The organism is Paenibacillus sp. GP183 (assembly GCF_900104695.1).
Lineage (GTDB): Bacteria > Bacillota > Bacilli > Paenibacillales > NBRC-103111 > Paenibacillus_AI.
Map to the genome: position 1 here is coordinate 2026662 of NZ_FNSW01000001.1, position 13633 is coordinate 2040294.

The window sequence follows — 13633 nt, forward strand, 5'->3', positions numbered from 1 at the left end:
GTTATATTTGCGGATATGCTAATGCTTTTGCAAAGCTCACTTTAACGCTCTGGCCCATATGAAGATCTTTGACGAAATCTCGCGGTTTAAATGTTCGAATCATTCCAAACTCCAGTAAATCGATGGATACTTCTGCGTAATGTCCCAGTACCATAATTTGCTTGATCGACCCCGAAAGTCCATGCTCCACTTCCCCATGAAGATTCACATCTTCCGGTCGAATTGCGACGATTACGTTACCGGAAAAATTTTTCGAATTCGGCAAAGCCAGTTGACCTACCACCACCTGATCGGCTGCCACCACCCCCTTTAGGAAATTCATTTTGCCTATAAATTGAGCGACGAAAAGCGAGTTTGGGTCATCATAGATTTCCTGCGGTGACGCGATTTGCTCGATATGTCCCTGGTTCATGACGACAATGCGATCGGAGATCGATAATGCCTCTTCCTGATCATGCGTGACAAACACCATGGTAAGCCCGGTTTTGGATTGAATCTCCCGCAGTTCTTCCCTCATCTCGTGACGCAGCTTGGCGTCCAGTGCAGAAAAAGGTTCATCCAGCAGCAGAACGGCTGGTTTTAACAAGAGCGATCGGGCAACTGCCACCCGCTGCTGCTGTCCTCCTGAGAGCTGCCCCGGGTATTTGCGCTCAGCTCCCGGCAAACGGACAAGATTCAGGACATCGGATACGGCTTGTTCAATCTCGTTCTTTTTGATTTTGCGTATTTTCAAGCCGAACGCCAGATTTTCGTAAACCGTCATGTGCGGCCATAAATTATAGCCTTGGAATACCATGGATGTGGGGCGTTTTTCCGGAGGAGCCTTAAGAACACTTTTGCCCTCAATGAGTATATCTCCTGAATCTGCATCCAGAAATCCCCCGACACTGCGCAGTACAGTAGTTTTACCGCAGCCAGAAGGGCCGAGTAAAGTGATCAATTCACCCTTTCGGACTTCGAAGGATATGTCCGTTACGCCCTCTCCGGTTTTGTAGCGTTTCGTCAACCGCTGAATCGATAGTTGAATGTCCATCCTGACCTCCTATAATTAGTACATCTATGTTCCATGGTCATTTAATTTGGAATCCGCTTGACAGGACATCCGCACTTACAAATCGCTGAGCTGCAAGCAGCAGGATCACCGTCGGAGCCGTCAAGATGATCGAAAAAACAGCTCCCGCATAGGCCGGATAATCACTGATAATCGAGTACATCACAATGGGCATGGTTTTATAATTGGGAATACCCACCAGAAACGATCCCTGCGCTTCATCGAGCGAATTAAGAAAGGTAAATATCGAGGCGACAAGGATGCCCGGCATCGCGATCGGCAGCGTGATGCTGCGAAACACACGGAAAGGACTTGCTCCCACATCTCGTGCGGACTCTTCTTGAGCTGTATGGACGTTTCGAAATGCGGCCGTCGGGATCCATGTCATGAACATGAGAACGTTAATGATATGAATCAACACTACCCCGAGCAAAGTATTCATTAATCCAAGCTTGTAAAACAGCACGGCGATCGACACGTAGAGCCCCATTTTGGGAAAAGCATGTGTCAGAAGAAAGGAGAACAGGAAGAAACGGCTTAGCGGGAATCGAATACGGGCAAACGCGTAAGCTGCAGGGATGCAGAGCACTATAGACAGAGCAGTCACAATCGTGGCAATAAGAAAAGACAGGCCGATCGATTTAGCGATATCCTCCTGGTGTAGTACAAAGCTCCACCATTTCAAAGACCATTCATGAGGAATCACATCCGGATAGTTCCATTTGCCGGTGAATGCCAAAATGGCCAAATTCAGCAATGGCCCCAAGAAGAAAATGATAAACACGACAAGAACAATAAATTCAATGATTTTACGGGAACCTATCCCTCTTAAATACCAACTCATACGTGCTGCACCCCTCTCAAGAGAAATTTCTTGCTTCAGTCGATTGCCGGATGATCAGTTTGGGTTCAAGCTCAATGGTATTGGCTGCGATAGCTTCCTTTCGGATGAGTCTGTCCAACATCATAAAGGCTTGGACACCCATCTCTTCCATATTGACCCGGATTGTCGTTAAGGACGGCGAAAACATGGCAGCAAAATCAACATCGTCAAAACCCATAACGGCCACTTGCTCGGGGATGCGAACATTGTGCTCCAATAGAAATTTCATCGCACCAAGCGCTAACATGTCATTGGTTGCAAATATGGCGGTATACTCAGACTTGCGAATATTTTCCCAATGCTGACCCATCAGATTGTATCCTTCTTCAAACATGGAGGTTTCAGCATATAGGATGGACGTTGAGGGAACAGGAATATCATTTGCTTCCATGTAATGCCTGAATCCCTTCAGTCTCAGATGATGGCTTCGATGGGTCTGCGGTCCCGCGAGAACTAAAATATGGCGATGCCCTAAACCGGTTAGATAAGCGGCGGCTTTCTGTCCTCCGACATCGTCCTGATTGACGATATGAATGACCCCATCGACATGAGTTGAACCATTGACCATTAGGTAGGGAACACCAAAGTTGTTAATATGATCAATCACATTTTGTTGGAGACGGCTGATCAGAATGAGACCATCCACCCTTTTCTCCAGCATATAATCGGCGGAACGCAGCGACATTTCGTGATCGGCTGTCACAAATATGGAGTAATTCAAGCTTGCTGCTGAAGTTAGAATCGCATCCAGAATTTTGCCGTAAAAGGGATGAGCGGCAATCGGATAATGCCGACGGTATATCAATACCCCGATATTGTACGTCCGCTGTGAAACCATGGCTCTTGCCACCGCATTCGGCTTATATTGCAATTCTTGAATGATTTGAAGAACTCTATTACGTACATCCATACTGATATAGCCTTTGCCAGAGATTACCCTGGACACCGTTGATTTCGATACTCCTGCTCGGTGGGCGATTTCTTTTATCGTATAATTCATGATGCAACCCTCATTTCAATGTGAGACCGTTCCCACATATCTAAAATAACCTAGAACTGTTTTTGGTGTGTTAACCGGATAATAAAAAAATGTAAATGTAATTTGATAAATAAAAAAGCAGATGCCGCAGCACCTGCCTATCCAAATATTTGATTTAGCCGAAGTTTACCAAATGCTTACGGTTCCATCTGTTCTCGGTTCCGTTCCCCCGACCAAAACGCCGTCCGGAGTTCTCCAAATGATCTGTCCACGGCCGAAGCCGGAGGCTGGGGAAACCTGCACCTGATGGCCCATTCTCCCTAAGGCTTCTGCAATATGCTCCGGAAAAGAATGCTCCAGCCACACCGACTTTCCATCCCTCCACTGCCACCGGGGAGCATCCAATGCCGCCTGCGGGTTCAATTGAAAATCGATCGTGTTCATCACTACTTGCACATGACCCTGCGGCTGCATAAAGGCTCCCATAACGCCAAACGGCCCCACAGGCTGATTGCCTTTGGTCATAAAACCGGGGATTATCGTATGATAGGTTTTCTTTCCGGGCTCCAAACAGTTTTCATGGGTCGGGTCTAATGTAAAATTATTGCCACGATTTTGTAAACCGATCCCGGTACCCGGTATTACAATACCAGAACCGAATCCCAAATAATTGCTTTGAATAAAGGAAACCATGTTTCCTTCCCCATCTGCTGTGGACAGATAAACCGTCCCGCCTTTCGGAGGAGTTCCCGGCTCAGGGAGCAAGGCTTGCTGCCCAATCAATTTTCTTCTCTCATCCGCATAAGCCTCCGATAGCAAAGCTTCTACCGACATATTCATTTTGGCAGGGTCAGTAATATATTTCTTCCCATCGGCAAAAGCAAGCTTGATCGCTTCGATCTGCTTATGATAGGTATCCGGGCTATCCTTGGACGTAAATTCGAAGCCCTTTAAGATATTAAGTGCCATGAGCGCAACGATTCCTTGACCATTGGGCGGAAGCTCCCACACATCGTATCCTCGGTAATTGACTTTGATCGGCTGCACCCATTCCGGTTTGTAAGCCGCCAAATCTTCTTTCGTCAGATAACCGCCATACTGCTTCAGAAAGGCATCGATCTTCTCGGCCAATACTCCGCGGTAAAAAGCGTCCGCTTTCGATTCAGCAATGAGTTCCATCGTTGCCGCCATATCTTCCGATTTCCAGACTTCACCGATTCTTGGCGCTCTGCCCTCTGGCGCGAACGTCTGAAACCAGTTTGCAAACTCTTCTCCATTTAAGTTCTTCTTGTAATTATTGTAGGCTTTTTGCCAGGTCGTTCCCAAACTAGGTGTAATGGGGTAGCCGTTGCGGGCATATTCAATCGCCGGCTTCAGCAGTTCGGAGAACGGAAGCCTGCCGAACCGTTCGGACAATTCCGCCCAAGCGCCAGGAGCCCCGGGAACGGTTATCGGCACCACTCCGTATAGAGGCATTTCCGAATAACCGGCTTTTTGCAGAGCTTCAATCGAAATGCTTTTAGGGGCAGACCCGCTCCCATTTAATCCATGCAATTCGCCCTTCGTCCAAACTAAGGCAAAAGCATCCGAACCGATTCCGTTCGTTGTAGGCTCTACCACCGTCAAGCAAGCTGCGGTTGCAATGGCCGCATCGATGGCATTTCCTCCTTTTTTTATCATTTCGAGACCCGCTTGTGCTGCTAGCGGCTGCGAAGTCGCGACCATTCCTTTATTAGCGAACAATGCATTTCTTTTGGAGGGGTATGGATAATAAGCTGAGTCAAACTCCATTTCTGACAACTCCTTCTTCACCTATTTGGGGCCGATTACAGAGAAAAAGCGACCTGCAGCTTTCCTATAATCTCTTCACGCGCATTTTGAATCGACGGTACCCGATGTGCTTCAAGAGCCTTCAAATCGGCTTCGCCTAAATAACCCAACTGTTCTAAGATCGCTACAACCGTAGGATAAGCGGCCCTTGCGTTTCCGTCATCCACTTTGACCGCAATGCCGATTCCTTCGCCCATGAGGCCGGCTGCGTAAACGCCCTCCGCACCCGCTTTTCCGATAATCCGACCTGGCAAAGCGGACATCAGGTCTGTGCAAAACCGATCCTTTCCGCCTACCATTTCCGGATGGGCCATCATCGCCGCAGTAATCCGCTCCAGCGCCTGACGGCGCGGTTCCGGCTGACCCGACGGGTCGGACAATTTCGCAAAGGCCAGGGCCAAACGGTCCAGCGGCACGCCGAACACAGGCACACCGCAGCCGTCTATCCCGATCACGATATCTTCCGCAGGCATGTCGGTCATATCGGCCACCGCAGACCGCATCAGGACTTGAACCGGGTGGTCAATGTCGCGATAGCTCGACAGGTCAGCACCCAGATGGCTGGCCAGTGTGAGCATTCCCGTATGCTTGCCTGAGCAGTTGTTGTAGATCGGCGTCAATTCTCCGCCCGATCGTATTAATTTCTTATAATTGTCCTGGTCACGCGGGGCATGCGTACCGCACTGCAGCGCCTCATGCGGAACCCCGATCCGCGCCAGCATATCCATCACGCGGTCCGTGTGCCTCTGCTCTCCGTTGTGCGAAGCACAGCAAAGCGCAAGATCCGCTTGCGAAAATTGATAGCGGTCGGCGGCTCCCGACTCCACAACGGGTATGGCTTGCAAGGGCTTGGAGGATGAACGGACAAATGTCACATGCCGGGGATCTCCCAATCCGTGCAGCACATTCCCACTCAAATCCACAACGGCGATATGACCGTAATGTTTGCTTTCAATTAAAGGACCTCTATACACATGTACGAGTTGAGCAGCAGGCATCTTCAAGTCTCCTTCAACTAGAAAATATTGGTATTTATAGCTTTCCTGTCATATGTTGTCTGAGCGCTTAATTCTTACTCAATTCTGCAGCACGAACCATACCGTCGGATACGTATTTGAATCCTGTTACTGATTTAGCATAACCTAAAGTATTATTGGGGTGGTAGAGAAATATATAAGGCAGATCCACATTGATGATTTGCATTGCACTATCGTAAATTGCCTTGCGTTTTCCCTCATCCACCTGCAAACGCGCATCGTCCAGAAGCTTATCCACTTGCGGATTATTGTAAGTGGAACGGTTTAAAATGCCTCCAGTTCTATTGTAATCATAAATATTTTGGTCCGGATCCGGCCGTCCGCTCCATGTGGATACGATCGCCTCAAAATTTCTTTTATTGAGATTATCCGTATTGGCGGCGGAATCAGTCGCTTCCAGATTAACCGTGATCCCTGCAGGTTTTAGCATATTCTGAATCATCTGCACAAGCTGCTGATTCGAGGAGTTTTGGACATATTTCAAGGTGAACGAGAATCCATCCGGCACGCCTGCCGCTTTCATTAACGATTTGGCCTTTTCCACATCCGGTTTCGGTGCTTTATCACTGTCTCCATAGGCAAAATGGGAAGGAACAAAAGGCGAGTGAGCAGGAATACCCGTGCCATTGAGGATCACGTTGACAATGGCATTCCGATCGACCAATATATCGAAGGCTTGCCGCAATTCCACTTTGTTAAAGGGAGGTTTCGTCATATTCACATGCATGCCGACGAATCCTTGACCCGCTTCGTTAATGACCCCGATTTTTGGATCGTTTTTCATATTCGTGATTTCTTTCGTAGGAAAAGTAGTCGTTATGTCGACTGCGCCGCTTTTTAAATTGACCAGCGCAACATTGTCATCAGGAAAAATCTTATAGACAACCTTGTCCAGCCTCGGAAAGCCTGTTTTCCAATAATTCGGGTTTTTATCCAACGTAAGGGAAGAACCTCGGACAGATTCCTTAAAAACAAACGGTCCGGTACCTACCGGGTGAGTGGCAAAATCTTTACCATACTTCTTAACCGCATCTGGAGATACAATCATCCCGGAACGGTCCGTTAAACTGGAGAGGAACGGAGCAAAAGGCTGTTTGAGCTCTACTTGTACCGTATTAGGATCTACAACCGTTACTTTGCTTACAACATTCATCTCGCTTTTCCTGCCGGATGCACTATCCATATTGCGTTCAAAGGTAAACTTGACTGCCTCGGCATTGAAGTCGGTTCCATCGTGGAATTTGACACCTTTACGCAGGTTGAATGTATATGTTTTTTTATCATCCGAGATACTCCATTTTTCGGCAAGCATCGGAACAATTTTCCCAGAAGGATCTGAATCTACCAACTTGTCATAAATATTTTGATAGGGCTGCCGATCAAAAAAAGCGGTGGAAAAACTGGGATCAAACGTCGTAGGGTCGGCGGGTATAGCGATGTTCAATGTGCCTCCCATTTTTGGCGCAGCAGTGCTTTCAACCTTTGCCGTCTGTTGATTGCTGGGTTGATTGGCGCTTGGCTTTGAACATCCTGCCGTTGCTATTAAAATCGAAGTAAGCACAATTAAACTAATCGACCATTTTTTTGATATTTTCCCCATTGCATGCCTCCATGAATAAGAATTTGATTGTCATATCCATTAACGTTTTAATTTCGGGTCGAGCACTTCACGCATGCCGTCACCCAAGAGGTTAAACCCGAGCACTACCAGAAAAATTGCCAAACCAGGCCATAAAGCAAGCAGTGGCGCCGTGTTCAGGTACCCCTGCGCGACTTTCAGCATCGATCCCCAGCTGGGCTCCTCTGGCCTTGCGCCAAGGCCCAAGTAGGAAAGTCCCGCTTCGGCAATGATGGCTGCGGCCATCGTCAGCGTCGTCTGCACAAGCAGCGGACCCATCACATTGCGGAGCACGTGCAAAAACATAATCCGCAGATGGCCCGCTCCGATGGCCTCCGCTGCCTGAACATATTCCAGGCTGCGAACCGTGAGCACCTGAGCGCGCGTGATTCGAATAAACGACGGAAAAAAACCGATGCCGATGGCAATGACCGCGTTCAGAAACCCTCCTCCCAGCACGGCCGCCATGGCCATCGCCAGAATGATGGACGGAAACGCCTGCATCGCATCAACCAGCCGCATGATGATCAGCTCATCCCAGAAACCGCGGAAATACCCGCTGATGAGGCCTAAAGGCACACCGATGGCTATCGCAATGCCAACGGAAATGACGGAAGCCTGCAGAGAGAGCCTGGCCCCGTAAAGCAACCGGGCCAAAGTATCTCGCCCCAAATCGTCCGTTCCTAAAATATGTCCGTTTCCGGGCTTTTGCAGTATCATGGAATAATCCTGATGAAAAGGATCATAAGAGCTAATCCACGGCGCAAAAACGGAAACCAGCACCAACCCCCCAAAAATGACAGCACCTATAATGGCCAGCCTGTTGCGCGCAAAACGTTTCAAAAGCAGCAGCCATTGACGTCTGGGAGGTTCCTGCACAGGGCCAAGCCCGATTTGCCTCTCTATGACCGGCTCAACCGACTCACTCATTTGTTCCCGCCCCTTTCCGTCATTCGCGGATCGATGATCGTGTACAAAATGTCAATCAAGATATTCACAACGACCACGAGCAGCGCCGACACCAATATCGCTCCTTGCACTGTGATAAAATCCCGGTTGAAGATGGAATCGACAATCAATTTGCCAAACCCGGGTATGGAGTAAATGGTTTCCGTAATGACAAGGCCGCCGAGAAGTCCCGCGACGATGTTGCCGCTGCTTGTGATGACTGGAATCAGCGAATTTTTCAAGGCATGGCCCCATATAACCATTCGCTCCTTCAAGCCTTTGGAATTAGCGGTCCTGATATAATCCGCACTAAGCACCTCAAGCAGACTGCTCCGCTGCATTCTCATCAAAATGGCGGATTCGCGCAAGCCCGTGGCAACGATCGGCATGATCATCGCCGCGAGATTGGCCAGCGGATTGGTAAAGAAGGGAACATACCCCGAGGCAGGCAGCCAACCCAGATTCACGGAAAACAAGACGATCAGCATCATCCCCAGCCAAAAGTGAGGGACTGACATCCCTCCGAGCGCGAACATCGTACTCATATAATCGACCCATTTGCCGGAACGTGTAGCTGACACAATGCCCGCTGGGATCGCAATGAGCACGGCAACAATAAAGGTGCCGATGGTCAGTTCCAGCGTCACTGGCAGCCGCTGCATGATCAATTCCGATACGGGTGAATTATCGATGAGCGATTTGCCCAAATTACCCTGAAGCGCGCCGCCCAGCCAGTTCAGATATTGAACGACAAGCGGTTTGTCCAGGCCGAGCCGCAGCTGCATCGCCTTAATCATTTCGGGTGTGGCTTCTTGTCCGAGAATGGCGGTAGCCGGGTCTCCTGGCAGCACGTGCATCAACACAAACACCATGATCGTAACAATTAGTAGAACAGGAACCGCCAATAGTAGTCGCCTGAAAATAAATATCATTGCCATCCTCCTTTTTTTCGTTACTGTTTCAATTCAGGTGGCAGGCCGCCCAGTGGTCGGGCAATATCTGTTTCAACACGGGCCTTTCGGATTTGCACTTCTCCATGGTAAAGCGGCAGCGTGTATGAAAAGCGCAGCCGGAAGGCGGATTGGCTGGACTCGGCACGTCTCCTGACAATATAATGCGCTCGCGGCTTTCCCGCGGATTCGGATGCGGTACAGCAGATAACAGAGCTTGCGTATACGGATGCAGCGGGTTGTCGTAAAGCATATGTTTAGGAGCCAGTTCCACCAGTGCGCCCAAATACATGACGCCTACCCGGTCGCTGATATGGCGTACAACAGATAAATCATGAGAAATGAACATATACGTGAGTTTGAACTGCTCTTGCAAATCCTTCATGAGGTTGAGAATTTGCGACTGAATCGAGACATCCAGAGCAGAGACTGGTTCGTCAGCTACAATCAGCTTAGGTTTGGTAATCAAGGCCCGGGCGATCCCGATGCGCTGCCGCTGACCGCCGGAAAACTCATGCGGATAACGGTTATAGTGCTGTTCGGATAAGCCCACGATGTCAAGCAGCTCCTTGACCCGCCGCTTGATCTCGGTACCGGCGGCCAGTCCGTGAATTTTGAGCGGCTCTTCCAGGATGGAGCCGACGGTCATGCGCGGATTTAAGGAAGCATACGGGTCCTGGAAGACGATTTGCATATCCCGGCGGATTTTCCGAAGCCCTTTTCCTCTTAGAGAGGATAGATTCTGCCCCTGAAAAATGACATCGCCTTCAGTCGGCTTGGTTAAATGGAGGATCGCACGGCCCGTGGTCGATTTGCCGCAGCCGGATTCTCCCACAATGCCCAGCGTTTCTCCTTCGTTGACGGAAAAGGAGACATCGTCGACCGCTTTGACATAGCCGATCGTTTTATTTAATAGACCCGAGGAAATCGGATAATATACTTTTAGGCCTTTGACTTCGATCAATGTGCTCATACTTGTGCCGCCTCCTTCATCACAGCGTCTTGATGCAGCCAGCAGCGGCTCTGCTGCCCGCCTTCGAGCTCAAACAGCGGAGGCGCATCGGTCAGGCATATGGCTTCCGTATGCGGACAACGGGAAGCAAACCGGCAGCCTTGCTTAACCGATCCGGGCAACGGAACGTTACCGGGAATGGAATCCAGGCGATGCTGGTCCGCATTGACTTTGGGGATGGATTTCATGAGGCCTTGCGTATACGGATGAGAGGGACGTTCAAATAAAGTGTACACATCGGCCTGTTCGACCACCTGACCGGCATACATAACCACCACGCGATCGCACATTTCGGCCACAATGCCAAGATCGTGCGTAATCAACAGGATGGATGTGCCCTGCTTGTCGCGCATTTCCCGCATCAAGTCCAGGATCTGGGCTTGAATGGTGACGTCGAGAGCCGTAGTCGGTTCGTCGGCAATCAAGAGCTCAGGATCGCAGGACATCGCCATCGCGATCATGACCCGCTGCCGCATGCCGCCGGAGAGCCGGTGCGGATACTCGTCAATCATCGCTTCAGCGCGCGGAATATGAACTTTTTTCAGCATCTCGATCGCTGCTTCGCGCGCCTGCTTTTTCGAGAAGCCGCGATGCAGCACCAGCATTTCGCTAAGCTGACGGCCAATCGTATACACCGGGTTGAGCGAGGTCATCGGCTCCTGGAAGATCATAGCGATTTCGTTCCCCCGCACGTGGCGCATTTCCTCATCAGACAGCTGCAGCAGGTTTTTTCCCTTATACCGAATTTCGCCTTGCAGGCTCACCCCCGTTTTGGGGAGCAGCCGCATGACAGACAGCGAGGTTACGCTTTTCCCGCAGCCGGATTCCCCGACAATACCGAGTGTTTCCCCTTTTTTCACGGTAATATCCACCCCGTCAACCGCCGGAATCCATCGTTCCTCGCTCCGAAAATGAGTTTTCAGCCCGTCAATTTCCAAGAGGTGGTCCATGTGTATTCCCCCTTAATATTGCTTCGCAATTTACTTTTCACCGAAAGTCCACATCACTTCAATATCTCGAACGATTAAAGGCAGAAGGGCCTGATAGATTTGCTCGCCCTTTTCAGCTGTGGCCGAGCCTGCATCGCCGGAATAAGCCTGGGGGTATGAGACCTTACCCATATTTTGAAATTTAAGATTGCGGGGCACAGGAATAGTATGCTGACTGACATTTTCAAGTTGGACATAAGATGGATCACTAGCCATAATGACTGAAGTTTCATCCTCTCCGGCATGTCCTGTGTCCGGGGCAAACTTCTGAATCGTCTCTTTATAATCCAACCACCAATTGATCGTCAACACCGTCGCCCCCGCATCTGCCAAATGTTCAGAAACCAAGTTTAAGCTTGCGGCATTTCCGCCATGTCCGTTAAATAAGATGATATTTCGAAATCCGTTGTGGATAAATCCTTTGCCAATCTCCAAAACATATTGAGCGAACGCTTCTCCCGAAACATCAATAGTTCCGGGAAACGGCGCCAGACCGAAGGAATGACCATATGGAATTTCTGGAGCCATCAAGACTTTTTCTCCAATCAGAGGATCCAGTCTCTTCACAAACTCCCTCGGGATTAAAATGTCCGTACCGAGGCTGCAATGGGGTCCATGCGCTTCAATCATGCCGATAGGCAGGAGAACGGTTCTCAGTTTGCTTTGAACTTCCTGAAACGTGGTCATGTTCAAATCCATCATATACACCGATTGTTTCCTCCTCTTTTTCCATGGATCATCTCAATTCTTACTTATGGCAGCCGTTCGAACCATTCCGTCCGGAATATAAGTGAAGCCTTGAACCCCTTTGGAAATACCATAAACATTATTGGAATGATTAATATAAACGTAATTGATGTCGACGTTCAGTATTTTCATCAAATCGTCGTAGATAGCTTTGCGCTTTGCTTCGCTCCCCTCGCTGCGGCCAGCATTCAGAAGTTTATCAACTTCAGGATTGCTGTATTGCGCGTAGTTGTTGGAACCGCCCGTGACAGCAAAATCATAAATGTTCAGATCAGGGTCCAGTCTTCCGCTCCAGTTGATCAGCACTGCGTCATGGTTGCCTTTCTTGGCATGATCGAGCAGCGTACCGAAATCTACTTTCTCCAGATTAACAGTAATGCCTGCAGGCTTCAGCATACTTTGAATCATCTGACCCTCCTGTTGAGCGGCTGGGCTTGTGGCAATCTTCAAAGTAAAGGTGAAGCCGTCCGGTTTACCTGCCTTTTTCAGCAGCTCTTTTGCCTTATCCAAGTTTGGTTTTTCGTATTTATCCGAATCTCCGTATGCGAATTGAGAAGGAGCGAAGGGTGAGTGTGCCGGCGTACCTGCACCGTTCAGAACAACCTTTATTATAGCCTCGCGATCAACCAAGAGATCCACCGCTTGACGCAGTTCTTTTTTATCAAAAGGCGCCTTGGACGTATTAAGGTGAAAGCCGTCGTAACCTTGACCCGCTTGGTTTAACACTTTAATATTCGGGTCGTTACTCATGTTATTTATCTCTGTGGGAGGAAAATTCGTCGAGATGTCGACTTGTCCGCTCTTTTGGTTGACCAACGAGACGTTGGAATCCGTAAATACTTTGTAGATGACCTTATCCAGATAAGGCATTCCTTTTTGCCAGTAGTTGGGGTTTTTCTCAACTGTAATCGTGTTGCCCTTGGATCGTTCCTTATAAACAAAAGGTCCGGTTCCAACCGGATGGTTGAAGAAGTCCTCCCCAGATTTCTTCACGGCTTCCGGAGATACCATCATCCCTGAGCGATCCGTCAACGTCGATAAAAACGGTGCGAACGGTGTCTTAAGCTGTACGACAACGGTATTAGGATCGCTAACGGTCACTTTGTCCACGCTCGCAAGCTCGTTACGGCGAGTGGAGTTCTTATCCATGTTGCGTTCAAAATTGAATTTGACCGCTTCTGCGTTAAAGTCGGTTCCATCGTGAAATTTCACGCCTTGACGCAATTTGAAAGTGTATGTTTTTTGGTCGGCGGACACATCCCATTTCTCGGCAAGCATCGGAATTATTTTTCCTTTTGAGTCAATATCCAATAATTTGTCAAATATACTTTGGAAAACTTGTCGGTCCACTAGAGCACTGGAAAAGGATGGATCCAGTTTCGGCGGATCCGCATTAATTGCAACGCTCAGTGTGCCCCCGGACTTAGGTGTCGAAGTTGCGGCTGCCGATGGAGTGCTCGAATTCATGGCAGGTTTGCTGCCGTTGCCGCTGCACGCGGTTGCAATCATGGAAAGAAGAAGAATGGCAACTAATCCTGACAAAAACGGTTTTTTCATAAACATCCTGCCTCCCAATAAATAATGTTTTT

General features: G+C 49.1%; 12 protein-coding genes. All 12 read right to left on the bottom strand.

What is annotated here, in order from left to right; genetic code table 11:
- Position 1: 1 nt before the first annotated feature.
- The 12 genes from BLV33_RS10115 to BLV33_RS10170 all read right to left on the bottom strand — a co-directional run bounded on the left by BLV33_RS10115 (position 2) and on the right by BLV33_RS10170 (position 13601).
- Entirely contained in the window at positions 2–1033 is a 1032-nt protein-coding gene (locus BLV33_RS10115) for an ABC transporter ATP-binding protein (RefSeq protein ID WP_090790632.1), read from the bottom strand.
- Positions 1034–1070: 37 nt separating this feature from the next.
- A complete protein-coding gene (locus tag BLV33_RS10120; protein ID WP_090790634.1) occupies positions 1071–1895 on the bottom strand; it encodes an ABC transporter permease in 825 nt (274 codons plus the stop codon).
- 16 nt (positions 1896–1911) lie between these two features.
- Positions 1912–2934, bottom strand: coding sequence for a LacI family DNA-binding transcriptional regulator (locus BLV33_RS10125; protein WP_090790637.1), 1023 nt, complete (start codon positions 2932–2934; stop codon positions 1912–1914).
- Between the two features lie 165 nt (positions 2935–3099).
- Positions 3100–4704 carry a gamma-glutamyltransferase gene (gene ggt, locus BLV33_RS10130; RefSeq protein WP_090790639.1) on the bottom strand — a complete coding sequence of 535 codons (1605 nt, stop codon included), beginning with the start codon at positions 4702–4704 and terminating at the stop codon, positions 3100–3102.
- A 35-nt stretch (positions 4705–4739) separates the two neighbouring features.
- Entirely contained in the window at positions 4740–5741 is a 1002-nt protein-coding gene (locus BLV33_RS10135; protein WP_090790641.1) for an asparaginase, read from the bottom strand.
- A 67-nt stretch (positions 5742–5808) separates the two neighbouring features.
- Positions 5809–7380, bottom strand: a complete 1572-nt coding sequence (locus tag BLV33_RS10140; RefSeq protein WP_090790643.1) for an ABC transporter substrate-binding protein — start codon at positions 7378–7380, stop codon at positions 5809–5811.
- 39 nt (positions 7381–7419) lie between these two features.
- Positions 7420–8328, bottom strand: a complete 909-nt coding sequence (locus tag BLV33_RS10145) for an ABC transporter permease (RefSeq protein WP_090790645.1) — start codon at positions 8326–8328, stop codon at positions 7420–7422.
- A complete protein-coding gene (locus BLV33_RS10150; RefSeq protein WP_090790647.1) occupies positions 8325–9278 on the bottom strand; it encodes an ABC transporter permease in 954 nt (317 codons plus the stop codon). Before BLV33_RS10150 ends, BLV33_RS10145 begins: the two co-directional genes overlap by 4 nt.
- Before the next feature lie 28 nt (positions 9279–9306).
- Positions 9307–10269: an ABC transporter ATP-binding protein gene (locus BLV33_RS10155; RefSeq protein WP_090790649.1), complete on the bottom strand. Its 963-nt coding sequence runs from the start codon at positions 10267–10269 to the stop codon at positions 9307–9309.
- Positions 10266–11258, bottom strand: coding sequence for an ABC transporter ATP-binding protein (locus tag BLV33_RS10160; RefSeq protein ID WP_090790651.1), 993 nt, complete (start codon positions 11256–11258; stop codon positions 10266–10268). The genes BLV33_RS10155 and BLV33_RS10160 overlap by 4 nt, the downstream gene beginning before the upstream one ends.
- 30 nt (positions 11259–11288) lie before the next feature.
- Positions 11289–11999, bottom strand: a complete 711-nt coding sequence (locus BLV33_RS10165; RefSeq protein WP_253187226.1) for a creatininase family protein — start codon at positions 11997–11999, stop codon at positions 11289–11291.
- A gap of 39 nt (positions 12000–12038) precedes the next feature.
- Entirely contained in the window at positions 12039–13601 is a 1563-nt protein-coding gene (locus tag BLV33_RS10170) for an ABC transporter substrate-binding protein (protein ID WP_253187022.1), read from the bottom strand.
- Between the last annotated feature and the right edge of the window lie 32 nt (positions 13602–13633).

Coding starts and splice junctions, on each gene's coding strand:
- BLV33_RS10115 (WP_090790632.1), bottom strand. CDS start 1,033: ATGGACATTCAACTATCGATTCAGCGGTTGACGAAACGCTACAAAACC.
- BLV33_RS10120 (WP_090790634.1), bottom strand. CDS start 1,895: ATGAGTTGGTATTTAAGAGGGATAGGTTCCCGTAAAATCATTGAATTT.
- BLV33_RS10125 (WP_090790637.1), bottom strand. CDS start 2,934: ATGAATTATACGATAAAAGAAATCGCCCACCGAGCAGGAGTATCGAAA.
- ggt (WP_090790639.1), bottom strand. CDS start 4,704: ATGGAGTTTGACTCAGCTTATTATCCATACCCCTCCAAAAGAAATGCA.
- BLV33_RS10135 (WP_090790641.1), bottom strand. CDS start 5,741: ATGCCTGCTGCTCAACTCGTACATGTGTATAGAGGTCCTTTAATTGAA.
- BLV33_RS10140 (WP_090790643.1), bottom strand. CDS start 7,380: ATGGGGAAAATATCAAAAAAATGGTCGATTAGTTTAATTGTGCTTACT.
- BLV33_RS10145 (WP_090790645.1), bottom strand. CDS start 8,328: ATGAGTGAGTCGGTTGAGCCGGTCATAGAGAGGCAAATCGGGCTTGGC.
- BLV33_RS10150 (WP_090790647.1), bottom strand. CDS start 9,278: ATGATATTTATTTTCAGGCGACTACTATTGGCGGTTCCTGTTCTACTA.
- BLV33_RS10155 (WP_090790649.1), bottom strand. CDS start 10,269: ATGAGCACATTGATCGAAGTCAAAGGCCTAAAAGTATATTATCCGATT.
- BLV33_RS10160 (WP_090790651.1), bottom strand. CDS start 11,258: ATGGACCACCTCTTGGAAATTGACGGGCTGAAAACTCATTTTCGGAGC.
- BLV33_RS10165 (WP_253187226.1), bottom strand. CDS start 11,999: ATGATGGATTTGAACATGACCACGTTTCAGGAAGTTCAAAGCAAACTG.
- BLV33_RS10170 (WP_253187022.1), bottom strand. CDS start 13,601: ATGAAAAAACCGTTTTTGTCAGGATTAGTTGCCATTCTTCTTCTTTCC.